General features: G+C 61.8%; 26 protein-coding genes and 1 riboswitch. Of the genes, 6 read left to right on the top strand and 20 right to left on the bottom strand.

Annotated features, from left to right (window positions below; genetic code table 11):
• Positions 1-2 precede the first annotated feature (2 nt).
• Positions 3-1,022 (bottom strand): Holliday junction branch migration DNA helicase RuvB, encoded by a 1,020-nt coding sequence (gene ruvB / locus ET418_RS00645; protein WP_149305645.1) that lies wholly within the window; start codon positions 1,020-1,022, stop codon positions 3-5.
• Positions 1,023-1,238: 216 nt separating this feature from the next.
• On the opposite strand from ruvB, the gene ET418_RS00640 reads away from it, so the two are divergent.
• From ET418_RS00640 to ET418_RS00620, 5 genes are all read left to right on the top strand, one after another.
• On the top strand, positions 1,239-1,637 hold the full coding sequence (locus ET418_RS00640; RefSeq protein ID WP_149305644.1) for a cupredoxin domain-containing protein: 399 nt from the start codon (positions 1,239-1,241) through the stop codon (positions 1,635-1,637).
• On the top strand, positions 1,634-3,052 hold the full coding sequence (locus ET418_RS00635; RefSeq protein WP_149305643.1) for a B12-binding domain-containing radical SAM protein: 1,419 nt from the start codon (positions 1,634-1,636) through the stop codon (positions 3,050-3,052). Before ET418_RS00640 ends, ET418_RS00635 begins: the two co-directional genes overlap by 4 nt.
• 67 nt (positions 3,053-3,119) lie before the next feature.
• On the top strand, positions 3,120-3,833 hold the full coding sequence (locus ET418_RS00630) for a TVP38/TMEM64 family protein (RefSeq protein ID WP_149305642.1): 714 nt from the start codon (positions 3,120-3,122) through the stop codon (positions 3,831-3,833).
• A gap of 2 nt (positions 3,834-3,835) precedes the next feature.
• The gene (locus tag ET418_RS00625; protein ID WP_149305641.1) at positions 3,836-4,729 is read left to right on the top strand and encodes a YihY/virulence factor BrkB family protein; all 894 of its coding nucleotides are present in this window, start codon (positions 3,836-3,838) and stop codon (positions 4,727-4,729) included.
• Between the two features lie 52 nt (positions 4,730-4,781).
• Positions 4,782-5,369: an acyloxyacyl hydrolase gene (locus ET418_RS00620; protein WP_149305640.1), complete on the top strand. Its 588-nt coding sequence runs from the start codon at positions 4,782-4,784 to the stop codon at positions 5,367-5,369.
• 159 nt (positions 5,370-5,528) lie between these two features.
• Here the strand turns inward: ET418_RS00620 and ET418_RS00615 are convergent, their stop codons facing one another.
• The 7 genes from ET418_RS00615 to fabG all read right to left on the bottom strand — a co-directional run bounded on the left by ET418_RS00615 (position 5,529) and on the right by fabG (position 13,052).
• The gene (locus ET418_RS00615; protein ID WP_149305639.1) at positions 5,529-8,069 is read right to left on the bottom strand and encodes an MMPL family transporter; all 2,541 of its coding nucleotides are present in this window, start codon (positions 8,067-8,069) and stop codon (positions 5,529-5,531) included.
• A gap of 3 nt (positions 8,070-8,072) precedes the next feature.
• Entirely contained in the window at positions 8,073-8,774 is a 702-nt protein-coding gene (locus ET418_RS00610) for a lipoprotein insertase outer membrane protein LolB (protein ID WP_188055187.1), read from the bottom strand.
• Between the two features lie 128 nt (positions 8,775-8,902).
• Positions 8,903-9,565 (bottom strand): LolA family protein, encoded by a 663-nt coding sequence (locus ET418_RS00605; protein ID WP_246152883.1) that lies wholly within the window; start codon positions 9,563-9,565, stop codon positions 8,903-8,905.
• Positions 9,562-9,942, bottom strand: a complete 381-nt coding sequence (locus tag ET418_RS00600) for an ApeP family dehydratase (protein WP_149305637.1) — start codon at positions 9,940-9,942, stop codon at positions 9,562-9,564. The genes ET418_RS00605 and ET418_RS00600 overlap by 4 nt, the downstream gene beginning before the upstream one ends.
• Positions 9,932-11,017: a beta-ketoacyl synthase N-terminal-like domain-containing protein gene (locus tag ET418_RS00595; protein WP_149305636.1), complete on the bottom strand. Its 1,086-nt coding sequence runs from the start codon at positions 11,015-11,017 to the stop codon at positions 9,932-9,934. Before ET418_RS00595 ends, ET418_RS00600 begins: the two co-directional genes overlap by 11 nt.
• Positions 11,014-12,219: a beta-ketoacyl-[acyl-carrier-protein] synthase family protein gene (locus ET418_RS00590; protein ID WP_149305635.1), complete on the bottom strand. Its 1,206-nt coding sequence runs from the start codon at positions 12,217-12,219 to the stop codon at positions 11,014-11,016. The genes ET418_RS00595 and ET418_RS00590 overlap by 4 nt, the downstream gene beginning before the upstream one ends.
• 92 nt (positions 12,220-12,311) lie before the next feature.
• A complete protein-coding gene (gene fabG, locus ET418_RS00585) occupies positions 12,312-13,052 on the bottom strand; it encodes a 3-oxoacyl-ACP reductase FabG (protein WP_149305634.1) in 741 nt (246 codons plus the stop codon).
• 194 nt (positions 13,053-13,246) lie between these two features.
• Positions 13,247-13,398: riboswitch (FMN riboswitch) on the top strand.
• A 120-nt stretch (positions 13,399-13,518) separates the two neighbouring features.
• On the opposite strand from fabG, the gene ribB reads away from it, so the two are divergent.
• Positions 13,519-14,166 carry a 3,4-dihydroxy-2-butanone-4-phosphate synthase gene (gene ribB, locus ET418_RS00580; RefSeq protein ID WP_149305633.1) on the top strand — a complete coding sequence of 216 codons (648 nt, stop codon included), beginning with the start codon at positions 13,519-13,521 and terminating at the stop codon, positions 14,164-14,166.
• Between the two features lie 135 nt (positions 14,167-14,301).
• Here ribB and ET418_RS00575 read toward each other — a convergent pair whose 3' ends face one another.
• The 12 genes from ET418_RS00575 to ET418_RS00520 all read right to left on the bottom strand — a co-directional run bounded on the left by ET418_RS00575 (position 14,302) and on the right by ET418_RS00520 (position 26,506).
• Complete coding sequence (locus ET418_RS00575; RefSeq protein WP_149305632.1) at positions 14,302-14,769, bottom strand: pyridoxamine 5'-phosphate oxidase family protein; 468 nt, start codon at positions 14,767-14,769, stop codon at positions 14,302-14,304.
• Between the two features lie 35 nt (positions 14,770-14,804).
• Entirely contained in the window at positions 14,805-15,791 is a 987-nt protein-coding gene (locus ET418_RS00570; protein ID WP_149305631.1) for an aldo/keto reductase, read from the bottom strand.
• Between the two features lie 157 nt (positions 15,792-15,948).
• The gene (locus ET418_RS00565; RefSeq protein WP_246152913.1) at positions 15,949-17,136 is read right to left on the bottom strand and encodes an MFS transporter; all 1,188 of its coding nucleotides are present in this window, start codon (positions 17,134-17,136) and stop codon (positions 15,949-15,951) included.
• A gap of 16 nt (positions 17,137-17,152) precedes the next feature.
• Positions 17,153-18,532 carry a lipid biosynthesis B12-binding/radical SAM protein gene (locus ET418_RS00560; protein WP_149305630.1) on the bottom strand — a complete coding sequence of 460 codons (1,380 nt, stop codon included), beginning with the start codon at positions 18,530-18,532 and terminating at the stop codon, positions 17,153-17,155.
• On the bottom strand, positions 18,529-18,951 hold the full coding sequence (locus tag ET418_RS00555; RefSeq protein WP_149305629.1) for an acyl-CoA thioesterase: 423 nt from the start codon (positions 18,949-18,951) through the stop codon (positions 18,529-18,531). The genes ET418_RS00560 and ET418_RS00555 overlap by 4 nt, the downstream gene beginning before the upstream one ends.
• Complete coding sequence (locus tag ET418_RS00550; protein WP_149305628.1) at positions 18,948-19,784, bottom strand: ACP S-malonyltransferase; 837 nt, start codon at positions 19,782-19,784, stop codon at positions 18,948-18,950. The genes ET418_RS00555 and ET418_RS00550 overlap by 4 nt, the downstream gene beginning before the upstream one ends.
• Positions 19,781-21,220: a B12-binding domain-containing radical SAM protein gene (locus tag ET418_RS00545; protein ID WP_149305627.1), complete on the bottom strand. Its 1,440-nt coding sequence runs from the start codon at positions 21,218-21,220 to the stop codon at positions 19,781-19,783. Before ET418_RS00545 ends, ET418_RS00550 begins: the two co-directional genes overlap by 4 nt.
• Entirely contained in the window at positions 21,217-22,575 is a 1,359-nt protein-coding gene (locus tag ET418_RS00540) for a B12-binding domain-containing radical SAM protein (protein ID WP_246152882.1), read from the bottom strand. Before ET418_RS00540 ends, ET418_RS00545 begins: the two co-directional genes overlap by 4 nt.
• A gap of 49 nt (positions 22,576-22,624) precedes the next feature.
• A complete protein-coding gene (locus tag ET418_RS00535; protein ID WP_149305626.1) occupies positions 22,625-23,911 on the bottom strand; it encodes a B12-binding domain-containing radical SAM protein in 1,287 nt (428 codons plus the stop codon).
• Complete coding sequence (locus ET418_RS00530; protein WP_149305625.1) at positions 23,908-24,165, bottom strand: phosphopantetheine-binding protein; 258 nt, start codon at positions 24,163-24,165, stop codon at positions 23,908-23,910. The genes ET418_RS00535 and ET418_RS00530 overlap by 4 nt, the downstream gene beginning before the upstream one ends.
• Positions 24,166-24,210: 45 nt before the next feature.
• The gene (locus ET418_RS00525) at positions 24,211-25,128 is read right to left on the bottom strand and encodes a lysophospholipid acyltransferase family protein (RefSeq protein WP_149305624.1); all 918 of its coding nucleotides are present in this window, start codon (positions 25,126-25,128) and stop codon (positions 24,211-24,213) included.
• A gap of 1 nt (position 25,129) precedes the next feature.
• On the bottom strand, positions 25,130-26,506 hold the full coding sequence (locus tag ET418_RS00520; protein ID WP_149305623.1) for a radical SAM protein: 1,377 nt from the start codon (positions 26,504-26,506) through the stop codon (positions 25,130-25,132).
• Positions 26,507-26,547: the final 41 nt, after the last annotated feature.

The following is a 26,547-nucleotide window of genomic DNA, read 5'->3' as shown; positions in this document are numbered from 1 at the left end:
GGTCAGAATAGGTTCCCCTGGGGTGATTCGGGCGCTATGCGGTCGAAGTGCAGGTAGGCGGCGCGGGTGGCGACCCGGCCGCGCGGGGTGCGGTTCAGGAAGCCGTTCTGGATCAAAAACGGTTCGTACACATCCTCGATAGTGTCGCTCTCCTCGCCGATGGCCGCAGCGATGGTATCCAGCCCCACCGGGCCGCCGGTGAACTTGTCGATGATCGTCAGAAGGATCATGCGGTCCATCTGGTCAAAGCCCATCTCGTCGATTTCCAGCAATTTGAGCGTATCCTGAACGACCGTGCGGGTGATGACGCCGTTGGCCCGCACCTGGGCAAAATCCCGTACCCGCCGCAGGAGGCGGTTGGCGATGCGGGGGGTGCCGCGGCTGCGCCGGGCAAGCTCGACGGCGCCCTGGGATTCGATCTCCATACCCAGGATATGGGAGGAACGGCTGATGATGGTGGCCAGTTCCGGTTCGGTGTAGAACTCCAGGCGCGAGATCACGCCAAAACGGTCGCGCAGCGGCGAGGAGAGCAAACCGGCCCTGGTGGTGGCCCCCACCAGGGTGAAACGGGGCAGATCGAGCTTGATACTGCGGGCGCTCGGCCCCTGGCCAATGATGATGTCCAACTGGAAATCCTCCATGGCCGGGTAGAGGATCTCCTCCACCACATGGGACAGCCGGTGGATCTCGTCGATGAAGAGCACATCGTGGGGTTCCAGGTTGGTCAGGATGGCCGCCAGATCACCGGGGCGCTCGATGACCGGTCCGGAGGTGGACTTGATGTTGACCCCCATCTCGCAGGCCACGATATTGGCCAGGGTGGTCTTACCGAGGCCGGGAGGGCCGTAGAGCAGGACATGGTCCAACGCCTCGCCCCTGCCCTTTGCGGCATCGATGAACAGGCGCAGGTTGCCCTTGATCTTTTCCTGGCCGATGTAGTCCGCCAGGGCCCGGGGCCGCAGGGTGGCATCGAACTGGAGATCGTCGTCGCTTTTTTCGGGTGTTATGGCGCGCTGCTGCATTGCTACTCCGCTGTTATCCTGCCGGTATGAACCGCTAGACTATGGCCTATTTTGCCGCAATTGTCAAAGGAGGAGTACCGCTTTTCACGACGCGTTTCGGCCAATAAATGCATGGAATTTGTGGCCGGCTATGCTAGTCTATAAAATAATAGCGCACGGTTAATGCTTTGCCTGTTCCGGGGCAATAGAGAGGACGTGCGCAAGGAGGTGTACGCCATGAAAACAATTATTGCCAGCCTGCTGTTCTTGCTTGCCGGGGCAGCCATTTATGCCGATGATACCCCGTTCATCGTGCCCATGGACAAGGATGGCGTCCAAAGGGTGGAGGTGCTGGGGGGTGACTATTTCTTCAAACCCCGCCACATCGTGGTCAAGATCAATCAGCCGGTGGAGATGCTGGTGCGCAAGGATGGCTGGGTCATCCCCCACACCATCGTCATCGATGCCCCGGAGGCCAGCATCAAAGTAAATGTATCGCTTTCCCGCGACCCGAAGGTCATCGCCTTCACCCCCACCAAGGTGGGCAGCTATCCGTTCTACTGCGACAAAAAGCCGCCGTTCCTTGCCAGCCACCGGGAGAAGGGAATGGAAGGCATCCTGGAGGTCGTTGAGTGAAAGTAATCTTCATCCACCCCCACGGCAGCAACTTCATGCCGGGCGTGCAGGACATCACCACCATCTTCAACATCATGCCCCCCCTGGGGATCATGAGTATCGCCGCCTGGCTCGAGCGCCACAACATCGAAGTCGAGATCATCGACTGTTATGCAACGCCCCTGGGGGTTGACGACCTGGCCGATGAGGTCATCCGCCGCCGCCCCGACGCGGTGGGATTCTCCACCACCACCTCCGCCTTCCGGGAGGGGTACCGCATCGCCAGCGCCATCAAGGAGCGGGACGCCCGGATCGTCACGGTTTTCGGCGGCGCCCACCCCTGCACCATGGGCGCGCCGCTCCTGGACGACTTCCCGGCCATCGATTACCTGGTGATCGGCGAAGGGGAACAGACCATGCTGGAGCTGGCCCAGGCCGGTTTCAAGGGTGTGGAGTCCCTGCCCGGCATCGCCTTCCGCCGCGACGGCAAAGGTGTATTCACCAGCCAGCGTGAACTGATTGCCAACCTTGACGACCTCCCCTTCCCCGCCTACCATCTGCTGCCCGGCTTTCCCGAACGCTACACCCTGCCGCTGTTCAGCTTTCCCACGGCCCCCAACACGAGCATCATCTCCAGCCGCGGCTGTCCCTATGCCTGCTCCTACTGCGACCGTTCGGTCTTCTCCCGCGGCTTCCGCTTCAACTCGCCCGAATACATCGTCGAGCACGTGGCCATGCTCAACCGTGACTACGGCATCCGCCACGTTTTTTTCTACGACGACCTGTTCACCTTCGACCGCAAGCGGGTGGCGGAATTCTGCGACCTGAAGGCGAAAAGGGGGCTCAAGGTGACCTACAACTGCATCGCCCGGCTCGAGCACGTGGATGAGGAACTCCTGGCGTTGCTCAAGCGTTCCGGCTGCTGGCAGGTCAACTTCGGCATCGAATCGGGCGACCCGGAGGTACTCAAGAAACATCGCAAGTTCTACGGCCTGGACGAGGTGGGCAAAAAGCTGCAGATGGTCAAGAAAGCGGGGATGCGGGTCAAAGGACTCTTCATGATCGGCCTGCCAGGGGAGGACGAGGCCGCCATCCGCCGCACCATCGACTACGCCCTGTCCCTGCCGCTGGAAGAGATCAACGTCACAAAATTCACCCCCTTCCCCGGCGCGCCGATCTACAAGACCATCCGCGAGCAGGGGGAGTTCGACGAGAACTGGGAGCTGATGAACTGCATGAACTTCGTCTTCGTGCCCACGGGGATGACCAAGGAACAGCTGGAAAGGCTCTACAACGAATTCATCCGTCGTTTCTACCATCGCACCCGCATCCACTGGGGCTACACGAAGATGCTCTGGAAATCGCCCCACAGCATCCTGGTATTCCTGCGCCATCTGCCGGAGATACTGGCCTTCGAGCGGAAGCAGAAGTGGTGAAAAGTTCAGGCGATCATACGGTCATAGGTCGAAATGGTTTTCCGACGAAGCCGGCAAGAGAGAAACTGTGAGTAAAACAGCCAAAGAGGGGGTATGTCTGGTCAAGGGGGCGCTGCTCGCCGTCCTCCTGGTCGTCCTCTGCGGCCTCGTCTGGAGTGAGCTGCCGCCCGAATGGCTGGACTCCCGGTGGCTCGAATCCAGGATCAAGGGCATGGGGATTCTGGCGCCCCTGGCCTATATCCTCCTCAGGACCGTCGCCATCGTACTGACCGTTGTCCCCAACGCCCCCCTGGATGTGGCCGGCGGCGTGCTCTTTGGCCCGTTCTGGGGCACCGTCTATTCGCTCATCGGCTCCGAGGCCGGGGCCATTGCCTGCTTTCTCCTGGCACATGCCCTGGGCAGGGAGGCGATCACCCGGCTCCTGCACCGGGAGATCGCCTTCAACGGCCATTATCCCCAACGCCAGATGGCGTATATCGTCCTATTCGCCCGTCTCGAGCCGGTCTTCTCCTTTGCCCTGGTCAGCTACGGTGCCGGCCTGACCGGCATGTCGCTCCGCGCCTTTGCCCTGACCACACTGGTGGGCATGACCCCCGGCACGGTCCTGCTCAACTACTACGGCAAGACCTTTTTCACCGACGTTTCCCTGGTGCAGCAGATCATCATGGGGCTCGCCCTGGTCGCCCTGCTGCTGGCCATCCCGGTCTGGATCAGACACAATCGACCCGGGTGGTGGGACGGCCACAAGAAGGAAGCCGGACCACCGGAAGGGGAGCCCTAGTCATGACGAACAAACCGTATAGCGACCCAGGGAAGGCGAGCCGTTTTTTCAGCTTCATGGCCGCCGTTGTGCGGGATTTCCAGCGCAACCAGGGTTTTCTGCTGTCCGGCGCCGTGGCCTACTACACCCTGCTGTCGGTGGTACCCATGTCGATCCTCGTCCTGACCGTGCTATCCCACGTCATCGGCGAGGAACGGCTGGTAGCCACCATGTCCACCTACCTGGAGATGGTGGTGCCCGGCTATACCGCCACCCTGCTGGAACAGGTGCGGGTATTTGTGGAAAACCGCCAGGTGATCGGCTTCATCGGTTTTATCGTCATGCTGTTTTTCAGTTCCATCGCCTTTACGGTCCTGGAAAACGCCATCTCGGTGATCTTTTTCCATCATGTGAGACACGAACGCCGCGGTTTCCTCGTCTCCGCCCTGATTCCCTTCATCTATATCTGCGCCCTTGCCCTGGGCATCGTGCTGGTATCGGTGGTGGTGGGTGCGGTGGAGACCCTTGAAAGCCGGCATTTGGTCCTGTTCAACCGGAGCGTGAGCCTGGCCGGCACGGAGCGGATTGCATTGTATACCCTGGGGATCGCCGGCGAACTGCTGATGCTCACGTCCATCTACCTGGTGATGCCGGTGGTACGGGTTACCTTTCGCCATGCCCTGATCGGCGGAGTGGCTGCCACACTGTTATGGGAGATCACCCGCCGCATACTGGTCTGGTATTACGCCTCCCTCTCCATGGTCAACATCATCTACGGTTCCATTGCCACGGTGGTGGTGACCCTGCTCAGTATCGAGGTGTCGGCCCTTATCCTGCTCCTGGGCGCCCAGGTCATTGCCGAACTTGAAACCACCCGTTTAACGGCCGCGGATAAGCCGGACGGGTTCGAGACATGATATCGCACAACCATCAATACCACTCCACACAACAGGTCGGTGAACTTCTCGTATGACAAAAAATACAATCCTGATCCCCCTTGCCCTCATTGCCTTCCTCGCCCCGCTCCCGGTCCGGGCAGAAACCGCCGTCACCACGGCCCAATCGGAGTGTGCCCTGCTGACCGGCTACGGCATTACCCACCGTTATTTCGGCGCCACCCGCACCCAGGTGCAGACATGGGACGCAATCGCCCGCTATGGCCGTTTTCTCTCCCAGGAGGTCGGCAGGGGAAGCTGGTATCAGGGGAGACACGAACTGCTGGTGGAGGTGCCCTATCACATGGCCGTGGACCATGACGCCAGGTCCATGGTGGGGGGGTATCTATTGGGAAGCTGGAAATTTACCGGGTTGGACGGCATCTCCCCCTACGTCTTTGCCGGCGGGGGGATACTCTATGTGGATCTGGGGCTGCCCACCATGGGGACCAAGCTGGATTTTTCCTACCAGGGGGGGACGGGGGTGCAGTACTTCGTACGCAAGGACACGGCACTCATGGCCGAGTACCGCTACCATCACATCTCAAACGCCGGAACCGCCGCGCCCAACGAGCCGCTCAATTCCAGCAAGTTCCTGGTGGGGATATCCTTCTTCCACTGACGGTAGAGACAGGACTGGCCGAAATAAAATTTCTTAGCTTTGGTGAGACGGGCATAGCCCCACCATATTCCGCCACCGACAAGCAGAACCGCTATCCTCACCTCTCTGACGAGGTATACTTTCAATCAGCCTATCATCATGCGGCCTCCAGCAGCCCTGTCAGCCCGTCCGGGAGAAACCCTTCAGGGCCATGGCCGCCGGCAGGGTCACAAGGGAAAAGAAGGTGATGAACCCCACCCCCAGGTTAGTGGCCCAGCCGATGGAAGACATGGCGCCGTAGTCGGTAAGGGCTAGGGACCCGAACCCGACGATGGTGGTCATGGCCGAAAGGAAGACCGACCGGCCGATCTGCACGTACTGCCGTTCCCGTTCGCCGGACGTCTCCGCCGTGACCCGAAAACGGATGTACAGGCCGAAATCGCTCCCCATCCCCACAATCGTCACCAACACCATGGCATTCATGAAATTGAGCCCCATGCCGCTCAACGCCATGGTCCCCAACATGCAACCTGATGCCGCCGCCACCGGAAACAGGGAATAGAGCACCCCCGACGGCATGCTTGCAAAATGAGCCAAAAGAAAGAACAGCACCAGCACCCCACCCAACAGGAAGGCGCCGGTAAAGCTGTTCCGTACGGCATCCTTCAACTGGTTGCTGATCAGGTCGATACCGGTCACGCGCGCCGCAGGGTCCAGAGCCGCCAGCGCGGCTTGAAAAGCGGGCAGATCGAGCGTGGAGCCGGAATAGTGCAGATACGCCAAGGCATGGTAACCGGTAGCGGTTTTAACCAGGTGACGATCGACAACCCCTTTGAGCGGCGAGGCCGAAAGGCGGGCCACCGCCTCTTCGGGGCTTACCGGTACGGCTCGTTGCAGATGGCTCATCCCATTCAGAAATGGCTGAAACTGCCCCGTGGCAAACCCCTGCCGGTCAAGCGCCCCCCGCATGGACTTTTCGAGGCGTGCGCCGCCGAACTGTTCCCGTAGCCGGAGAGACAACTCCATTTGTGTCTTCTGGCTGTTGATCACACGGCAGAGGGATGACCACGCCACGATCTGTCCGCGCGCCTGAAGGGATGCCGCCAGTGCGTCCAGCCGCGAAACCCGCTCCAGAACATCGGGCAGATCACGCCCCTCCAACGCCACCAGTATCTGTTTCGGCGCGATACTCAAGTTCCGCTCGATCTTTTCCTGCGCGAGAAAAGCCTCGGAATGGCGCGGCTGCAGGTTTTTGAGTTCGCCATCGAACGTGATGGAAAAAGCCGCCCAGCAGAGCCCTGCCGTCATCAGCAGGGAACCTGTGGCAACCACCGCCGGATGCCGCAGCACGGCGCGCCAGAGGCGTGGCAGGCCGAGACTGGGTATGGGACGGTAGGTGATGGGAAATCGGCGTTCCATGAACAACAGCAGAGGCGGCAGGAAAAACAACGTGGCATAGAGGGAATAGATCACCCCCAGCCCCACCAGCAGGCCGAGTTCGTAGAGTGCGCGGACATCGGACACCATCAGCGCCAAAAACGGGACCGCCGTGGTAATGGCAGCGGTGAAGACGCCGCGACCGGTGTCGAGGATCGCCAGTTCCAACGCTTCCTGGGATGTTTTTCCGGCAGCCCGCTCGCTGTGGAAACGGTCGTAGATGTGGATCGAATAGTCGGTGCCGATGCCGGTGATGAGGGCGGTAAAGGCAAAGGAAATGATATGGATCGACCGGAGAAACAGCCCGGCGGTCCCCAGGGCGAACAGCACGCCGCACGCCAGGATCAGCGGAATAAGGAGGGTAGGCAGCAAGCGCCGGTAGGCGATGTAGAAAATGCCCAACACCACCAAGAGCGAGATAACGATGCTGACGAGGACATTGGACTTCATCGCCGCTTCATCCAGCACGGCGCTGATATGTGCACCGGCGCAGGAGATCGAGATCGGAGAACCACGGCGGGCATCGTTGATGGCCGCCACCAGTTTGCGGGCGAACACCATGTCCTGGACCGGTCTGGCAGGTTCGGCGATCATGATCAGCACCGCACCGTTGCGGGAGAGAAAATAGGGGGATGCCGGATCGAGATCGAGGGCCTGACCGCCGGTTTTGAGACGCGGCAGGATCAGGTCGCGCAGGGAAAACGGATCAACGGTGGCCAAGCCGCTGGCAAAACCGCCGAACTGCCCGGCCAGATTGGCCTGGAGTTGTTGCAGGGCTGCGTTTGCCTGGTCGGGGGCAAAACGGGCAACAAAACGAGGCAGATCATCCGGCTGAATGAAGAGTTGGGGGTGGATGACGGCATAGGCAATCAGTTCTTTGAAGGATGCCGCCTGACTTTCGTCGTAGATCCTCCAGGTGATTCGTTTGAAGGCGGGCTGACCATCGACGCGGGCCTGTCCGAGACGCTCGGCAAAACGTCCGGCCTCTGCAGGCAGGGACGGTGGATCGCCCTCCAGCAGAAAGTAGGCTTCATTGGCGCTGCCGGTCCACTCAAGTGAATCGAGCAACAGCCTGAGGGCTGGCTGGCGGGACGGGAAAAGCCGGAAGATATCCGTTTCGAAATGGATGGATGTAATCATGGCGACCGCCAGAACCACGGCAGCCGCGAACAGGCAGATGACGGCCAGGGGGCGCGTCGAGGCGACACGGAAGACCCATTCCAGGTGACGGCGCGTAAGGGAGTTGCTGGCGGCGATGATACGTGAGGACCACGCGCGGAACATGGATTATTGCTTTCCTTGCAGTGCGGACAACGGGTAGATGGTCAGGTTGTCCACATGGGGGGTGAAGGCCTCCGGCGCCAGGTCGGTGTTGACCTCCGGTTCGGTGATCTTGATGCGGAAGCGACCGCCGTCGTGGCTGTACATGATGATCTCCGTGGCCAGGGGCACGCCGTTCACTACCTCGTAATCGTTGTAATGGGCCTCGTCGCCGTTGGCCAGACTTTTGACAACCACCAGCCCGTTCTCGAAGGTTACCCGCTCCTTCAGCCCCATACTGCTGGTCCGCTCCACGGTACCGTCGCGCAACGAACTGCCGGGGGCCGGCACCTCCATGACCCAGCGCGCCTGGCGCCAGGTATCCCCCTGCCCCTGTTGGGGAAGCTCGGCCAGCAAGCCGCGGAACGCCACCCCCTTGGAATTGTCCACAACCGTGACCTCTTCGCCCACCACAACGGTTTCCATTATGGTGGTGCCAAAGGGGGAAAGGATCACCATCCTCATCCGGTCGGGGCGTTGATAGAGCAGAAAGCCGTTTGCGCCCATGCCCTGTTCACCCTTGGTGATGGAGAGGGACACGCCCGCCGAAAGGGTATCCACCTGGACGCCGGGCCGATACTCAAGGGGAGGCTTGGGGGTGAAGATGGCACAGCCGGAAGCCAGGAATAAGGTGGAGAGCAGGAACAATAGGGGAAAATGACGTTTCATCGAAGGTCCGATCATTGGTCGCAAGGTTTATCCCGAAAAAACATTTGTCACAGCGTCACGGAGACAACGCGGCATGATGTCATATGGCATTTACGTGAGGGCAAAAGAAGCCGCGTTGGTTAGGTTTATCACTCCAGCCGAAAATCGCGGTCCGTCAGCCCCACGTTGCGGCGCACCTTTTTAAAGGTCATCACGGCACGGTCGCCGTTCCGCTCCATGATGACCAATTTTCTTATCGTGCCGTCTTCCAGGAAGGTTATGACCAGTTCCTTGACCTGCCCCTTGCCGTGGGGCGCAATGGTCACGGTATAGACCGGACCGGTCGCATCGGCGTGGACGCCCAGACCTTCCGGCAGGGTGGTGATCGGTGTGGCCAGTCGGGAGAACCAGCGTTTCAATCCCTGCTCGGGGGGCAGGACGATCCGGTTCCGTTCCCCGCCCGTACCCATGACCTGTTCGATGGTACTGTCCCGCAGGACCATGCGGCTGGCATAGGGTGCTTTGAGTTCAAGATAGAACTGGTCAGGCTTGCGGAAGCGCACCGTTCCGTTCATGGTCATGGCCCGCTTCATCACCGAGAGACGCTTTTCCTGGCTGATATCGGCCGTAAAATCCGTGACCCCGGTAAAGGCCTTGCGGAGAGCTTCAAGCCCGTCCACGGCAGGGATCTGGCGGGCCTGACAGGGGAAAGCGCCCACGAGCAGCAGAAACAGCGTGGCGCATGCAGCAACGGTCTGCCAGCAGGCGGCGGGGATCAGAAAAAAGCGAGAACCTCGTGCAATCGACATCATAGTTTACCTACTCCCAGGGTAAGTTGGGCCGTCACCAGCGTCCGGCCGTCGCATACCACCTCTCCCTCCACCATGAAAAGCCTGCCAAATGCCTTGACCACCCGGACCGAGACCGAAAGCTCATCTCCGGCCCGGGGCGCGCCGGAAAATTCGGCCCGGTCGATGGCCGCCAGAAAACCACCCTCCCCCTCGTCCTGAATGGTGAGGATGCCGGCCAACTGGGCGATGCACTCCACCAGCAGCACCTGGGGAAGGCTGCGGCCCGACGTGACGGCAACCCGGGCAGCCGCATGGGCGCCGGTCTCCAGTTCGACGACCCGGTCAAGGAGCAGAAAGGGGTAACGGTGGGGGAGATATGCCGCAGGATCAGACTTGATGCGAAGCTCCCTTCACTTCGCCGGGGGTGCACGCCGTTGCTGCGCCTCCCGTGAAGCGGATGGCGTAGTAGGGACCCTCGGGAGAGGCCGCCAGGTGCACCCCCTGTTGGCCGGGCTGAAGCTTGGCCAGCAGGGTAGCCATGGCCGTGCCCCCCATGGCCAGGGAACGTCCCAGGATGGAGGCGGTGTCGATGATGCCCTGGGCCTCGACCCGTTGCATCAGAAGCGGGGTGTCGCCGGCGGTGCCGGATAGGGTGAGCAGGTTGCACCGATCAACGCCGCTGAACAGGCGCTCAACCCCTTCCTGTTCACGACCGGCCGGGAGCAGCCCGATGGTGGCGACCGTCTCCACCGTCGCCTTGACCGGGGCATTGCGGCGGGCGGCGTGGGCCGCGCTCTCCAATACCAGGATGCCGCTCCCCTCGCCGAAACAGGCGGCATAACGCCGCAGTTGGCCGGTGGCGGCAAAACCTGCGATCATCAGCGGCGTCAGGTCATCGGCCCCGCCGGTCAGCATGACGTCTGCCCTACCTTCGGCGATGAAACGGCAGGCCATGACAAAGGCCGACTCGGCTGAGCAAAAGCGCTGCACCAGGGTAACGTTGGGGCCCTTCAGGCCATGCTCGATGGACGCGTTGCTGGCGGGAGCATTGGAGACCGTATTGGGGAAGAGCACCGGCGCCAACCCCTCGGCGCCGTTTTTGAAATAACCGCTGAGGAATTCGGCGGAATTGGCCACGCCGCCGAAACCGCACCCCAGGGCGATCCCGATCCGCTCGGGATCGATGCTCTTCAGATCAATCCCGGCATCCTTGAGAGCCAGCCCCGTGGCACCAACGGTAAAGTGGCTGCACCGGTCCATCTTGCGGGCCTTGAGCGGCGGCATGAAATCCGAGGCCTTGAAGCCGAGCGCCTTGCCCCAGCGCTGGCCCGCCCCCCCCGGCACGTCGTCCGGTACGGCTGACAGGGCGTCCCGACCCGACCCGAGGAGTTCCAGCACCGCTTCCATGCCGTTGCCGGCGGCGGTCACGGCCGAGAAGCCGCTGACGACGATATCGTTGAAGGAGTAGATCATATGCCCAGCACCAGTGATGTGATGTTGCCCCCGAAGGCAAAGGAATTGGACATGGCGACGTCGGCCTCGCAGGAGCGTTTCCCCTCGTGGCAGTAGTCCAGGTCGCATTCCGGGTCGCGGCCACGGAAGTTCAAGGTTTGGGGAATGATACGGCGGTTGAGGGCGATGACCGTGGCCAGGGCCTCGATAGCGCCGGCCGCCCCCAGACAGTGGCCGGTCATGGCCTTGGTGGAAATCAGCGGAACCGAGGTAATCCGTTCGCCGAAGACCAGCTTCATGGCATTGGACTCCACCACATCATTGAGCGGCGTGCCGGTGCCATGGGCGTTGACCCACCCTACCCGACCGCTGTCGATACCGGCAACGGCAATGGCGTTGCGCATGACCCTCGCCGCCGTGGAACCGGTCGGCTCCGGAGCGGTCATGTGATACGCCTCGCCGGCCAGGGCATAGCCGAGTACGGCCCCATACACCCGGGCTCCCCGCGCCACGGCATCCTCTTCGCTCTCCAGAACCAGGAAGGCCGCTCCCTCTCCCAGGGAAATTCCCTGACGCCCCAGACTGAAGGGGGAACAGGGCTCGGGATCGACCACCTTCAGCGAATTGAAGCCGCCGAAGGTCAAAAGCGACAGGGTATCGGAACCACCAGCCAGCACGGCCCGCTGTTGGCCGGTGGCAACCAGTTCGGCGCCCCAACCGATGGCGGTGGCCGACGAGGAGCAGGCCGTGGTGACCGTTCCCTGGTAGCCGGCAAGGTTGCAGGCCCGGGCTATCTCGGTGGCGGTCTTGTCGGGCAGCACGCCGCGCAGCAGCACCGGCGGCGCCTTCTCTCCAACCAGCTGCGCTTTCAGCCACTGCTCCGCCTGGAACATGCCGGCAGCCCCCCCACCCATGGAAATCCCCATGTCAAAGGGAGAATAATGCCCGGACAGACCGCTGTCCGCCAGGGCCTCAGCGGCGGCGATCAGGCCGAACTGGTCGGCACGGGAGAGTTTCCGAGCCGTTGCACGGTCAAAATGGTCCAGCGGGTCATACCCCTTGACTTGGCAACCGATATGGGAAGGAAAGGCCGACACGTCGAACAGGTCCAAGGGTCCGATGCCGCTGATGCCGTTCAGCAGGGCATCGCTGAACTGGGCCACATTCTTGCCGGCCCCGCAAAAAACCCCCAGCCCGGTTATGACAACGCGTTTTTTCACCATTTAGCACCAAATATCGATACGTTATATTAACAATATAAAGTAAAACTTGAAAAACAGAAACCCTGAATCCTCGCCCAAAGGCACGTCTGTCCCTAGACCGTGCCGCCATCCACGACCAAGGTCTGGCCGGTAATGTAAGAGGCTCGCGGGGAGGCCAGGAAAAGAACCGCTTCGGCGACCTCCTCGGGGGTGCCGATCCTGCCGAGGGCCGAGCCCTTGACGATCCGTTCCACCACATCCTGCTTCAGCCCGGCGGTCATATCGGTCGTAATCAGGCCGGCCACGACGGCGTTGACGCGGATCCCCATCCCCCCCACCTCCCGGGCCAGGGATTTGGTAAAACTGATGGCGGCCCCCTTGGAGGCTGCGTAATTGGTTTGGCCGGCGGTTCCGGTCAGGGCGGAAATGGAGGACACCGTCACGATGCTGCCGCAGCGGCAGGCCATCATCTTGCGCACCCCCCACTTGCAACAGTGGAACAGGGGGGAAAGGTTGGTGTGCATAACCGCATCCCAATCCTCCTCCGCCATCATGGCCAGCCAGCCGTCGCGGATGATACCGGCGTTGTTGACCAGTACGTCGATATGGCCGCTCTCTTGCGAAGCCGCGTCGATCAGCCCTTGGGCCCCTGCGGCCGAGCCCACGTCGGCCTTGATCACGCTGATCGTGCCGGCCAGCCCCTGCGCTTCCGCGACCAGAGCTGCCGCCGCCTGGTCGTTGCTCAGGTAGGCGGCAAAGACGCGTGCTCCCTGACGGGCGAACAGAAGCGAAACGGCTCGGCCAATCCCGCGCGTGCCGCCGGTTACCACCACGATATGGTCTTTAAATTCCATCGAAACTCCGGTGAGCATCTGATTACAAGGTTTTCATTCTAACGTTTTCGCCGGAGCATGTCCAGAGCTGACATCAATTGTGCCCATCTGCATAGATCCAAGTCCTTTCGTTTTGCGGCTTTTCAGCCGCCGGGGGGATTGCTTCGGTGTGAAGTCCCTTGACAGCATGGCCGGTACGTCTGTATTGTGATGGCACTTATTCTCGGGGCGGGGTGAAATTCCCCACCGGCGGTATCCCGGCTTTTCCGGGGAGCCCGCGAGCGCTTCTTTCCTGTGGGGAGGAGGGTCAGCAGATCTGGTGAGATGCCAGAGCCGACGGTAACAGTCCGGATGAAAGAGGATAAGGCAGCGACCCACCCAATTGGTAACCGACATCCAACCGACACGCCCCCTCGTGCGCGCCGGTATGTCCCGTCTGCCGTCCTGCCGCCCTGAGACCAATTCCCCTTGTTGAAGGAGTCGAATCATGTCTCAGGAACTGCTGGTCTCTTTTGGTACCCCTTTTGAACGTGTTGAAAGTGCCCTGGCCGCATTGCGGACCGGTGCCGGCGTGTTGGTCACCGATGATGCGGAACGGGAAAACGAGGGTGACCTCATCTTTGCCGCCGAGTCCCTGACCCCGGCCCAGATGGCACTCATGATCCGGGAGTGCAGCGGGATTGTGTGCCTTTGTCTGACGCCCGAAAAGGTTGCGTCACTCAACCTGCCGATGATGGTGGCGGAGAATTCCAGCCGCTATCAGACCGCCTTCACGGTCACCATCGAGGCTGCGGAAGGTGTGACCACCGGGGTTTCCGCTCAAGACCGGGTGACCACCATCCAGGCCGCCATTACCGATCAGGCGCGCCCGTCGGATTTGAACAGCCCCGGCCATGTGTTTCCCTTGCGGGCGCGTCCCGGCGGCGTGCTTGAACGGGGGGGGCACACCGAGGCAACGGTTGACCTGATGCGGCTGGCCGGGCTCAAACCGTGCGGCGTGCTGTGCGAGTTGACCAACGAGGACGGCACCATGGCCCGGATGCCGGAAATCATCTCCTTTGCCCGGCAGCACAGCCTTCCGGTGGTTACCGTTGCCGACCTGATAGCCTATCGGCAGCAGGGCGGACACGCCTGAAAGGCACAGGGGTAATAAATCGGGGATAGTTTGGAAGATTCTGCATCTGTGCAGGAGACTACGTCTGCACAGATGCAGAATCAACGACCGACGGGATACATCGAGTCACTTCCCGGTTGTCTGGACGTCGTACCATCATCTTCGCGCCTTGCCGCAGATATCTTCGATGCTGACCCTGAACACCCTGGTCAGTTCCCGCATGGCCTCGATATAGTCCAGCCCCGGCAAGCGGAACTCGGCAGAATACTTGTCCAGGAGCCCTTCCAAAGCCCGTTGCTTCTCCTCGTCAAAGGCCTCCGTCGCCCTGCCGGAGATAACGACGCTTTCGTACCTGGTGGCAAACTGGTCGGGCAGAACCTCGGTTGTACCGACCACACAGAAGGACACCCGGCTGTCGGCGGCAATATTGTCCAGTTTGTGTCCTTCCACGGCACAGTGGAAGTAGATGGCGTCGTTTTCGAGGCAGCAGTAGCTGAGCGGGATGCCGTACGGCTGGCCATCCGGGTCACAGGTGGAAAGGATTCCGTATTCGCCCTGCTCCAGGATCGCCTTAGCCTCCGGCTCCGTAAGGGCCCGTTCTTTACGGCGCAGTTCATGGTGCATGTCAGCAACTCCTTGGTGGTATGAATTGGCAGGGCCTACCGGTTGATGATCGCCATCATGGCCGCCGGATAGCGCTCACCGGCAGCCGCGCCCTTGGGGAGCGCCCTGTCGATCTCCGCCATTTCGGCTGCGCTGATCGTCACCGCTGCGGCGGCCACATTCTCTTCCAGGTATTTTCTGCGTTTGGTCCCCGGTATGGGCACGATGTCGTTTCCCTGAGCCATCACCCAGGCCAGGGCCAGTTGCCCCGGTGTGCACCCCTTGCGCGCAGCGATGTCCTTGATCTGCTCCACCAGGTGCAGGTTCTTGTCGAAGTTCTCACCCTGGAAGCGGGGGGACAGGCGACGGTAATCATCGGCATCGAAGTCCTCGAACCGGGTGATCTGCCCGGTCAGGAACCCGCGCCCAAGTGGACTGTAGGCCACAAGGCCGATCCCCAAATCCCGCAGGGTCGGCAGTACCTCGTCCTCCGGGTCGCGGCTCCAGAGTGAGTATTCGCCTTGCAGCACACTGACGGGATGCTCGGTGTGGGCGCGGCGGATGGTGAGCGGACCGGCTTCGGACAGGCCAAGGAAGCGGACCTTGCCGGCGGTCACCAGATCGCCCATGGCACCCACGGTCTCCTCTATCGGCACCTCCGGGTCCACCCGGTGTTGATAGTAGAGGTCGATATGATCTACATCCAGTCGCTTCAGGGAGGCGTCGCAGGCCGAGCGCACATAGTCGGGGCGGCCGCATATGCCGCGATAGTTCGGGTCTTCGGTGCGGACGATGCCGAATTTCGTCGCCACGACCACATCCTTGCGTTTCCCCTTGATCGCCCTGCCGACCAACTCCTCGTTGGTAAACGGGCCATACATGTCTGAGGTATCCAGCAGGGTGACGCCCAATTCCAGGGCGCGGTGGATGGTGGCGATGGCTTCAGCCTCGTCCCGCTGGCCATAGAAATCGGACATCCCCATGCACCCCAGCCCTTGGGCTGAGACAACCAATCCCTGCGTTCCCAATGTTCTCTGTTTCATGCTCTATCTCCTTGTGGTGTCAGTGAACGGGCCAAATAAATTTAGTAAGAAGAAATTTTACGAAGGAATGCAACTTCACGCAGGATGAAATGGGCCGCAGGCAAGCTGCCACAAGAGCTGCGAGTTCAGAAAGTTATCCCGTGCAAAAATACAACGGCTATTCCGGGCGTCTCCCTATGGTCCCTACCCGCCTGCGCGACAGGATCAGCACGCCGGCCAGCACCGCAATAGCACCCAGAACCAGATTGGAGACCAGAAAGGCATGCCGCGCTCCATGGTGCTCAAAGGCGCCCCACATGCTCCCCGCCAACAAGCTGCCTAAGCCCTGACCGGCCACCCGGGCCATGGAGAGCAGGCCCGAGGCAACCGCTTCGGTCTCCGGCGGAGCCTGGGAGAGCACGGCGGCATTGTTGGCGGCCTGGAACAACGCCCGGCCGATACCGATACCGGCCAGACCGGGTACGACCCGGCCGGTGATGCCCTGAGTCCAGGAGGCCAGGGACAGCACGGCGCTGCCGAGCCAACTGACCCGCTCGTAGCCGACACGGTCCGAGAGCCGTCCCGCCAGCGGGCCGAGGATCATCAGCAGCACCGGGGGCAGCAGCATGGCGAGCCCTACCCGACTGGGGGTCATGCCGCCCGCTTCCAGGTAAAAGGGCCATAACAGGTTGCTGCCGAAGGACTGGGCAAAGAAACAGACCGTGGCCAGGAGTGCCAGCAGGAAACGGGGGGCGCGGATGGCGCGGCGCAGCCCTTCTCGCAGCCCCACGCCGTGTAGTTCGGTCAGACGGCCGGAGAGCAGAAAGGCCGCCAGTCCGAAGGGGAGATTGATGAAGAAGATGCTGCGCCAGCCGAACCAATCCACCATGAAACCACCCAGGGGTGGCCCCATCATGGTGCCGGCAGCGACCGCACCCGCCACCATCCCCAGAGCCCAGCCGCGACGTTCGGGAAAGGTGGCTGCGGTCATGCCCGGCACCAGGCCCACGATGCCTGCTCCGGCAACACCTTGCAGAAAACGCAGAAGGTACAGTACCGCCAGGTTGGGCGAAAGTGCCAAGAAGAACGAGATCATGCTGAAGCAGATCAGCGAGGCGCGGTAGACCCGCACCGTACCGGCCCTGCCGGCCAGACCGGACAGGGGCAGAAAGGCGAGGGCCGAACCGACCAGATAGAGGGTGGAGGCCCACTGGACGTCACCGGCGTGGCTATGGAAATGGGCCGCCAGGGACGGCAACGCCAGGTTGAGGGCGCTGGAATCCACCGTGGAAAGGGTGATGCCGATGAGGAGTGCCGCCAGACGCAGGTCGATGCGGGGTGCGGATGAGTTGGAAGAAGCAATCACGGGAGTCAACGGGGTATCACAGCGGTCTGATGCGGCTTCTGCCCAGGCGTTTCATCAGTTTCCAGAGCGGTCCCTTGACCGGAAACATGCGCAGGGCCTCCAGCATGGCGTCGCTGATATTAACCTCCAGGCCGGGCACGACCCAGTTTTTGCGTTTGATCGCCTCTGACGTGACCAGTTCGGTCAACTCGTCCCTGACGGCCGACGAGATGTAGAAGACCGGTTCCAGCAGGTTGGTGGTGGTGTCGATGACCCCTTCCGCCAGAGCGGTCCGGTGCAACGGGGTACCGGGGAAGATGCGGATGCCGGTCATGGCGATGATCGCGGTCGGTTCCAGTTCGTCCATCAGGCTGAAGCTTTCCAGGATGGTTTCCCGCGTCTCCCCCGGGCCGCCGAAAAGGATGTAATGGGCGAAATCCACCTGCCGCTCGCGGCACAGGCGCGAACCTTCGCGGACATCGGCCACCGTAAAGGCCTTGCCCAGATTCTTCAGCATGACCGGCGAGCCGGATTCGGTGCCGTACTCCACGGCGTCGCACCCCGCGGCCAGCATGACATCCAACAGACCGGGCGGCATGAAGGCCGGATTGATGAAGGCCGACCAGTTGATCGCCAGCCGTTCCGCGGCCATGGCCCGGCAGAGCTGTTCGGCGAACTCGGTCGGGTAGTTGAAGATGTCGTCCACAAAATAGATATAGCTGACCCCGTGATCCTCCACCAGGGCGCGTACCTCGGCGATGATGTCCAGGATCGGCCGCAGGCGCATCCGACGCCCCTCCAGCAAGGGATAGGTGCAGTAGATGCAGGCGAAGGGGCAGCCACGCTTGGTCTGCACATTGGCCATGCCCCCCTGGCGCTGGTAGCGGGCCACGTCGAACAGGTTCCGGTCAGGGGTAGCGATCCGCTCCACCGGCAACGCCGGCTGGAACGCATCAGCACCCCGCGCCAGCACCCCCGGCAGGCCGGACGGGCAGGCGCCCTGTCCGATCAGCTCCACGAGCCGGGGCAGCACCTCCTCCCCCTCGCCCACCACGCCATAATCGGCGTCCACATAGGCCAGAATCTCCCGGGGCATCAGGGAAAAACCGGAACCGCCCACCACAACCCGGGCAGTCCGGCGGCAGACGGAGACCACCTCCCGCACCCCGGCCAGATAGGAACGGCAACCGGGCCAGGTCACATTGTCGATGTTACGCAGGGAGACCACCACCAGGGCCGGCGAGAATGAGGCGAGCCGTTCCTCCAAGGCCGTTTCAGGCTTCTGTTCGAAACAGAGGTCGAGCACGGCAAGTTCATGGCCGGCAGTTGCCAGGGGGGCAGCCAGATAGGAGAGACCGATGGGGAACACCGGATAGGGGGAGTGTTCGCGGTTGGCCGAAACCAGTAGGATCTTCATATCGCCTCCAGCCAGGCCTTCATCCGCTCGACCCGCTCGGCAACCGCAGGCGGCATCTGGAATTGCAGAACGCCGTTCAGGTCGGTCAGGGCGTGGCGGGTCAGGCCGGTGGCCAGTTTATTGCCGTCAGGGTCCAGTATGACGCTTTCAAAGACCAGGGTGGCCGTCTCGCTCGGTGTCAAGGTGGTGCGGACGGTCAACAGGTCGTTGTAGCGGGCGGAACGCAGGTACTTTATCTCCAGCGCGACCACCGGCCCCAGATAGCCGAGAGCCCCCAACTGGAAGGCATCCAGTCCGAATCTGCCGGCCAGTTCACTGCGGCCGATCTCCATCCAGGCAACGTAATGCCCGTGCCAGGCCACCTGGTAGGCGTCCACCTCGTTGAAGCGCACGGTTAGGGCTGTTTCGTGATAGTTCATAGCCTGCTCTCGATCCAACGATTGTATTTCTTGAGCGAATCACCCGCCCCCACCTCCACGAAACGGGTGGCGCCGGACCGCTTCAGGGCGCGATAGGTCTGTTCCCAGTGGACCGTTTCCGTCAATTCCCGCATCAGGAAAGAGGGGATCTCGGCGGCGGTGAGGAACTCCTGATCAATGTGGTTCATGAGTGGGATAGCCGGTTCCCGGTAGCGATAGTCCCGGAAAATGGCCGTCACCTCCTCTTCCGCCTCGGCCAGGAGCGGGGTATGCAGCGGGGCGTCGCAGGGGAAGAGCTTGGCCGAAAAGGCCCCCGCTGCGAGCGCTTCGCTCAGGGTAGCCTCCATGTCGTGACGCCTGCCGGCCAGCAGAAAATGGTGCGACGTGTTGTGATTGGCAAGAAAAACCGCGCCTTCTGCGGCCAGTACCGCCAGCTTCTCCGCCGTAAGCCCCACCAGGCACCCCAGGGCATAATCCCGTCCCAGGAAGCGCTGTTCCATGCAGGCACCCACCCGAAAGGCAATCTCCAGGGCCTCCCCTTCGCTGACCGAGCCGCAGGCCGCCAGGGCGGCATAGATCCCCATGCTGTGTTCGGCCGCCAGCGCCGGTTTCACCCCTTCCAGCCGCAGGCAGCGCTGGCGATAGAGACTCACGGCCACCCCGTAGACCTGGAGGGCCACCTGCTCCGTATGCGTCCCCTCCGCCCAGGTAAAGGTAGCCAAGTCCAGCCCGGTATGGGCGCGGACCAGCGCGGCGACCGCGCTGAAATCGGCGTTGCAGGGAAGTATGGCATCGTGGGTCAGGGGTTGACCGGGAAACATGAAACAGATCATTTTTTACCTTCACAGGGGATTTGCGGGGCCCGGCAGCGGCTCGCGCGGTGTTCCCGCAGGTATTCGGCCGGCTTCATCATGCGCTGGGTGCGCAGCAGGACCCAGATGATATAGGGTATCTGGGAGGGGCGCACCTGGCGGACCCAGTCCATGAGACTCTTGTTGCCGGCGGTATTGAGGATCGAACGGCGCCAGGTCTCGGCGTACAGTTCGAAGAAGCGCTCTGCCCCCAGGCGCGGCTCCCACAGCAGGTGGTGCATGTCGAAGTTGGCCCACGGCTGCCCGGCGGTGCGGGCCAACTCGCTTTGATAGTAGTCGGTCCCCGGCAGGGGGGTCAAGATGGTGAAACCGGCCCGCTGCAGGCCGTGGCGTTCCACAAACGCCCACAATTCCCGGAACTGCGCCTCATCCCAATCCGGGTCCACCAGAAAGTTGCCGTTGATGCCGTAGCGCAATTCCCGGGCGATTCGCACCGCCTCGATGCTGTCGCCGATGCCGGCATCCTTGGACAGGCCGGTCAGACCGTCGTCGCTGGCCGCCTCCAACCCGAGGAAGATGTCGAAGTCCTTGGCCAAAGGACGCCAGGCGGCCATGAGTTCGCCACTGCGGCGGATCAAATCGGTGCGGGTCTGAACCAGAATCCAGCGTTTGTACACCCCGCGGCGCTTGAGGGCGGCGGCCAGTTCGAGGCTGCGCTCGGGATTATACCAGAACAGGTCGTCGGCCACAAAGATAGCATCGCCGCAGGTGGCAAAATCCTCCACCACCGCCGCGATGGAGCGCTCCCGACAGGTGCGGCCGTAAAGCTGCCACACCGAGCAGAACGAGCAGCGATGCGGGCAGCCCCGGGCGGTTTCGATCAGCCAGACCGGCTTGAACAGCAGACAGTGATACCCGTTGCGATGCCGCTGCACCAAGTTACGGGCAGGCAGGGGGACCAGGTCGAGCGAGGTCCGTTCCTCCAGGGGAGGGGTCGTGATCCAGCCATCGACAGTCTTGAGCCGCAGGGCCGGCACCCGGGCAAGTTCGCCACCCTGTTCCAGGGAGGCTGCCAGGCGCACAACCGCCTCTTCGCCGTCATCAACCATAATGGCGTCGATCGGGTCATGCTCCAAAGGCGCCGGGAAGGCCGCGGCGGCATGCCCGCCCACCACGATGAAGGCCTCCGGCGAGGCCAGCCGGACCTCTCGGGCGGTTTCAAGCACCCGGTCGAATTCCAGGGAGTGGAGGCAACTGATGCCCACCAGGCGGGGGCGTGTGCGGCGTACCCAGGTTGCGGCACCTGGCCGGAAACGCAGGTCGGCGATAGTGACATGGTGCCCTGTACCCAGCAGGGCGGCGGCGATGTATTCGAGCCCCAGAGGCTCGACCCGGAAAAAGGGGCCAAGCCCGAAGCGGTCATTGCCGGGATGGGGGCGGAGCAAAAGGATGTTCATGGCTTCATTCCTTGGCCGTTACCAAGGGGGCCGCCAGAACCCTTTGGGGGGTACACGACTTCTTCGTCCCCGTAGACGCCCCCCCGGCGCAGGACATTATAGGCCAGATTAACGAGCTTGCCGTTTCCCTGCATGACGCGCGAGAGGACCGAGGGCCAGCGGTAGACCTCACGGCGCGCCGCCCGCCATCCCCGGTACAACTGCTCCGGCGTCATCAGCTTGGGACGGAAGACCACCTGATTATGGTCATAGTGCTGCCACTCCTTATGGAGCATGCGCCCCTCACGGTCGAACTGCTCGAACAGCGCCGTGCCGGGATAGGGGGTCAGGATGTGAAAGGTCGGGATACTGGGCGCACACTCCTCCAGATACCGGACCGTGGTCTCGAAAACGCTCTCGTCATGGTCATCGAAGCCGAAGATCATGGAGGCCTCCAGCACGATGCCGGTGTCCCGCACCCGTTTGATCAGGTCGGCCTGGCTGAACCTGCTGCCGGTCTTGGGGTGGTTGGCCTGGGGCCCCGCGACCGATTCGATGCCGACAAAGATGCCGATGCAGCCGGATTGAGCCAAAAGGCTCACCAATTCGGGGTCCTCGGCAAAACGGAGATTGGCCTGCCCGCCCCAGCGCAGTCCGAGACCGGCCATGCCGCGCAGGATCGGCTTGGCCCGCTCCGGGTCGCCCAGGATATTGTCGTCGAGAAATATCGTCAGCTTGCGGTCGAAGGTACGCAATTCCGCCAGGATGTCGTCGGGGTCGCGATAGCGGAAGGTGCGGCCGAAATAGGGGGTGACCGTGCAGAACGGGCAGTCGTAGGGGCAGCCACGGCTCGCCTGAATGGTCTGGGTGGTAAGGTAGGTGCGACCCGCCAGAAAATCGCGCCGCGACCAGGGAATCTCCAGGAGATCGCCATGGGGGATGGAACGGTAGCGCGGCGCCATGCGCCCGGCCTGCAGATCGCTCAAGAGTTGCGCCCAGACCGGTTCCGCCTCGCCGATCACCACCGCATCGGCATGTTGTAACGCCTCTTCGGGAAGCACCGTGGGATGGATGCCACCCAAAACCACCGGAATCCCCCGCAGTCTGAAACGGTCGGCGATCTCATAGGCCCGGACCGCCTGATGGGTCATGGCGGTAATTCCCACCAGATCGAATTGGCCGTCAAAAGGGATGTCTTCATGGATCTCGTCGGCCAGCAGCACCTCCCACTCGGGCGGCGTTGCCGCGGCGACCTGCTTCAGGGAGAGGGACGGGAGTTGAAAACGGCGCACCCACCCCAATTTTTCGGTGGCGGGATAGATCAACAGCAGTCTCGGAGCGGCAGCCATCACAACGATACCGCCCCCGGATGGCACGGCGGCACCATGGCGCCCTTCCCTGCCGCAGCACAAACGGCCTGATGCGTCATGCCGTCACCTTCCTGCGCTTCAGAGCCGCGCGAAAACCGAAATTCATCGGTCCGAAGACCTGTACCGAACGGTGTAGTTTGAAGATACGACGGTACATGGACGAAAAGGAGTAGAATGAGCGGCAGAGTTGTTCGTACCCCTGCTGGAGCTGTTCGGCGCTCATGCCAAGCGGCCGGAAGGTAACGTGCTCCATATCGTAGTCGCGCCAGTTGTTGGAAAAGATGCGCCCTTCGGCCTCAAGGCGGCGACGGACGCTGGTGCCGGGATACGGGGTCAGGATGGGAAAGATGGCCGCCTCGAGACGGGCGTCCTCGCAAAAGCGCAACGTCTGCTCGAAGATGGCCGGGGTATCGCCATCGTACCCCATGACAAAGGAGCCCAGGATGCCGATGCCATTGTCGCGGAAGGCCTGAGCATCCTCCAGGTAGGAGCGGGCCCGATTGGTGACCTTGCCCATGGCCGACAGGGACTCCTGGTTCAGGGATTCGAAGCCCACGAACATCCCCACGCAGCCCGATTCTCCCGCCGCCTTCATCAACTCCCGGTCGGCGGCAAAATCGATGGGTGAATGGGAGAGCCACTTGAAATCCATCCCCTTCATGCCGGCAAACAGTTCCAGGGCATACTTCCGGTCAGCAACGATGTTGTCGTCCACAAAAAAGAGAAACGAGTTGGCCTTGCGGAGCTGCTCAAGTTCCTGCAGGATGTTTGCCACCGGCCGTTTGCGGTATTTGCGGCCGTAGAAAGCGGTCACCGAGCAGAACTCGCAGTCAAAGGGGCAGCCGCGGGTGGTCTGGATGGTGTTGGTGAGCAGATAGCGCTTCCCCGTGAAGATCTCGCGGCGGGCGCGGGGAATGGCGGCCATCTCCATCTGGGTGCCGGACTGATAGAGGCGTTTGAGGCTCCCCTGTCGATAGTCGGACAGAAGCTGCGGCCAGACCAGTTCCCCCTCCCCCACCACCACGGCATCCGCGTGGCCGAGCGCCTCGTCCGGCAAATTGCTGGCATGGAAGCCCCCCATGACCACCGTCTTCCCCCGCCGGCGGAATTCGTCGGCTATCTCGTAGGCGCGCGGCGCCTGGGGGGTCATGGCGGTCAGGGCGACGAGGTCGGCTGTGCAACAGTAGTCAATGGTCTCGAAATTGTCGTCAAGGAAGGCGACGTCCCATTCCGGCGGGGTAACGGCGGCAATCGACGCCAGGGACAGGGTGGGAAACTTGAAGGCAAGCTCCCCCCACAGGCGCCCCTTTTCCCAGCCAGGCGAGACGAAGAGCACCTTCATTTTTTATGTTCCGCGATGTACTCCGCCATGCTGCGCACCGAGGCAAACACCTTCGTGCCGGTGGCCGCGTCGGGCACGACCACGCCGAAATCCTTTTCCATGGCCACAACCAGTTGCAGGGCATCTATGGAGTCGAGCCCCAAGCCTTCGCCGAACAGGGGGGCGTCGGTCTCGATCTCGTCGGGTGACATCCCTTCGATGCGCAGGCTTTCAATGATCATCTGTTTCACTTTTGGAATCAACTCTTCACTCATTCACAAGTCCTCTCACCAATATAGTGCTTCGCGCGTGCCTTTTTGTCAGCGTTCTTCCCTGCGTTTGCGGGGTGCCGCGGCGGGGCGGTCCTCGCCCCAGAAATCGAAGAAATTGTACCACTGGTCGGGATACCGTCCGATATAGCGTTCGAACACCGCAGCCAGCTGTTCCATGCCGCTCCGAATCGCCTCGGTATGCCCCCCGTGGCCCCCTTTGAAATAGATCGGTTCATCCATCAACGTGGCGTATCGATCCCCCTCAAGCGGTACAAAGACCGGGATGACCGGCGCTCCGCTGGCCAGAGAAAGATAGGCGGCCCCCACCGGGAAGGGGGTCGGCTTTCCAAAAAAATCAATGATGCTGGTATGGGAAGAGCCGTCGCGCTCCCCCAGGAGACAGAGCACTTCGTTGCGCCGCAGGGCGTTGACCGCCTCGATGATCGCAAGTGGCGAGGTATCGTTGCGATCGACGTAAATAAAGCCGATACCGCGCGTGCCGCGCACCTTCTCCCGCAGTTCGTTCACCTTCTCGTCAGGCTCCCGGAAGGTGAGCACGTTGACCTTGTACCCCAGGTCGGCCAGTCCTAGTCCGCCCAGTTCCCAGTTGCCGAAATGGGGCGAGACCAGGATGGCGCCGGTTCCCGCGGCCAGGGCGTCATCTAGCGGTTTCTGGGTACTGCGCCGGCCGATGAGGGCCTGCAACCGGGGGCCGGTCAGGCGCATCATCAGCATCACATCGCACCAGTTGCGTGCATAGTTGTAGTAGGCCGAAACCACCAGCCGCTCCACATTTGCGCGTCCGGTGACGGTGCGCATGTTTGCCCGAAAGCCGCGGCGCTTTTCGCCAAGAAGGAGGTAAAAAAGCATCACGAAGCAAAAGGCGGCCGGAGGAAACAGCCTGCGTGGCACCACAATGGTGAACAGATTGATAAGGAACAGGTTGATACCGCTGTAGAGGGCCATCTTAGGTGCGCGACACCTTTCCCTTTTTGACCGGGTGCCCCTTGAATTCCGCCTCCCACGCCTCATCGGCGATCTCGCCGTAGCGTCGGGAATAGTCGTCCATACTGTCCGCCAGGCCGGTAAAGATCTCATCGGCTCCCTCGTGGGTGGCGTAGGCTCCTTCCGAGGCGAACAGTTCCCGACCTGCATCGGGGTGATCGATCAGCATGCAGGGGCGCAGCAGGTTATCGTGCTCCCCCTGTTTCTGACGGATCTTCTGGAACAGCGGCGACGCCAGCGCATCGCGCAGTGACGTGCGACGGATGTTATCCGCGGCAAAGTGGCAGAAGACGCACGGTTCGATATCGCCGTTGGCATTGATGTGGAAGTATTTTCGCCCTCCGGCCAGACAGCCGGAGATCATCGGGCCGTCGTTCCAGAAATCTACGAACAGCATCGGCTTGGTGGCCCGGTAACCGGTCACCGTTCGGCGCAGGAGGTCGCGCTGCTCGGGGGTCGGCATCAGCTCCGTGTCAGGTTTGCGCCCCACCGGCACGTAGGAAAACAGCCACATGGCAAAAACCCCCTTGTCCAGGAGCATGTCGATGTAACGGGGATTGGTGATGATGTCAGTGTTCTTGCGGGAATGGGTGAACGAACCGCAGAAGGAAAGCCCCCCCTCCCGCAGCAGGTCCATGGCCCGCATGACCTTTTTGAAATGCCCGGCCCCGCGGCGTTCGTCGGTCTCCTGCTCATATCCCTCCAGCGAGAAGGCCGGCATGACGTTGCCCACCTCGGTCAACCGCTCCACCATCTGCTCGTCGATCAGGCCGCCGTGGGTAAAGACCAGAAAGGCCATGTCGCTGTGCTTCTTGAATATCTCGAAGATGCCCTTCATGTAGAACGGCTCGCCGCCGGAAATGACAGCAAAATAGATTCCCATCTCCTTGAGTTGGTTCAGCACCGAATCAAGTTCGTCCAGGGAGAGTTCCAGGGACTTTTTGTAATCGCCGGCATAGCAGCCGTAGCAAGAGAGATTGCAGCGCATGGTCGGGCTGATCACCACCGTGGAGGGAGGATAGAAGCCGTTTTGGTCGGCCCACTCCTTGCGCTTGTTGGTGCCGTTCAGCAGGTGATTGATGGCCAGGTTGCTGATCCACTTGTCCCGTTGGTTAGGGTGCAGGTCGCGCAAGATGCGGCGGGGAAACTCGATGCTGGGGTGTTTGTCGCGAATCAGGCCGCGAATCCAGCGGATCCGCTCTTTGTAGTAATCTTTTTTGGGGATCAGTTCCATCAGGTGCGTCATCTTGATCAGCGTCTCATCCGATGAATTCGTCGCCATGGACAGGAGGTACGAGAGCACTTTTTCCCTGGTATAGTTTTTCAGTGTCTGGATCATGCTTTCCACTCCACTCGTCTGAATCAGTTCGGTTAGTACGT

Origin of the sequence: Oryzomonas rubra, assembly GCF_008369015.1 — a bacterium.
In the GTDB taxonomy this organism is placed as follows: Bacteria; Desulfobacterota; Desulfuromonadia; order Geobacterales; family Pseudopelobacteraceae; genus Oryzomonas; species Oryzomonas japonica.
This window is presented reverse-complemented; position numbering and strand designations above follow the sequence as displayed.

Bases quoted from the DNA above. Each gene is read 5' to 3' on its own strand.
- ruvB (WP_149305645.1), bottom strand. From the start codon at position 1,022: ATGCAGCAGCGCGCCATAACACCCGAAAAAAGCGACGACGATCTCCAG.
- ET418_RS00640 (WP_149305644.1), top strand. From the start codon at position 1,239: ATGAAAACAATTATTGCCAGCCTGCTGTTCTTGCTTGCCGGGGCAGCC.
- ET418_RS00625 (WP_149305641.1), top strand. From the start codon at position 3,836: ATGACGAACAAACCGTATAGCGACCCAGGGAAGGCGAGCCGTTTTTTC.
- ET418_RS00620 (WP_149305640.1), top strand. From the start codon at position 4,782: ATGACAAAAAATACAATCCTGATCCCCCTTGCCCTCATTGCCTTCCTC.
- ET418_RS00615 (WP_149305639.1), bottom strand. From the start codon at position 8,069: ATGTTCCGCGCGTGGTCCTCACGTATCATCGCCGCCAGCAACTCCCTT.
- ET418_RS00610 (WP_188055187.1), bottom strand. From the start codon at position 8,774: ATGAAACGTCATTTTCCCCTATTGTTCCTGCTCTCCACCTTATTCCTG.
- ET418_RS00605 (WP_246152883.1), bottom strand. From the start codon at position 9,565: ATGATGTCGATTGCACGAGGTTCTCGCTTTTTTCTGATCCCCGCCGCC.
- ET418_RS00595 (WP_149305636.1), bottom strand. From the start codon at position 11,017: ATGATCTACTCCTTCAACGATATCGTCGTCAGCGGCTTCTCGGCCGTG.
- ET418_RS00590 (WP_149305635.1), bottom strand. From the start codon at position 12,219: ATGGTGAAAAAACGCGTTGTCATAACCGGGCTGGGGGTTTTTTGCGGG.
- fabG (WP_149305634.1), bottom strand. From the start codon at position 13,052: ATGGAATTTAAAGACCATATCGTGGTGGTAACCGGCGGCACGCGCGGG.
- ribB (WP_149305633.1), top strand. From the start codon at position 13,519: ATGTCTCAGGAACTGCTGGTCTCTTTTGGTACCCCTTTTGAACGTGTT.
- ET418_RS00575 (WP_149305632.1), bottom strand. From the start codon at position 14,769: ATGCACCATGAACTGCGCCGTAAAGAACGGGCCCTTACGGAGCCGGAG.
- ET418_RS00570 (WP_149305631.1), bottom strand. From the start codon at position 15,791: ATGAAACAGAGAACATTGGGAACGCAGGGATTGGTTGTCTCAGCCCAA.
- ET418_RS00560 (WP_149305630.1), bottom strand. From the start codon at position 18,532: ATGAAGATCCTACTGGTTTCGGCCAACCGCGAACACTCCCCCTATCCG.
- ET418_RS00555 (WP_149305629.1), bottom strand. From the start codon at position 18,951: ATGAACTATCACGAAACAGCCCTAACCGTGCGCTTCAACGAGGTGGAC.
- ET418_RS00550 (WP_149305628.1), bottom strand. From the start codon at position 19,784: ATGATCTGTTTCATGTTTCCCGGTCAACCCCTGACCCACGATGCCATA.
- ET418_RS00545 (WP_149305627.1), bottom strand. From the start codon at position 21,220: ATGAACATCCTTTTGCTCCGCCCCCATCCCGGCAATGACCGCTTCGGG.
- ET418_RS00535 (WP_149305626.1), bottom strand. From the start codon at position 23,911: ATGAAGGTGCTCTTCGTCTCGCCTGGCTGGGAAAAGGGGCGCCTGTGG.
- ET418_RS00530 (WP_149305625.1), bottom strand. From the start codon at position 24,165: ATGAGTGAAGAGTTGATTCCAAAAGTGAAACAGATGATCATTGAAAGC.
- ET418_RS00525 (WP_149305624.1), bottom strand. From the start codon at position 25,128: ATGGCCCTCTACAGCGGTATCAACCTGTTCCTTATCAATCTGTTCACC.
- ET418_RS00520 (WP_149305623.1), bottom strand. From the start codon at position 26,506: ATGATCCAGACACTGAAAAACTATACCAGGGAAAAAGTGCTCTCGTAC.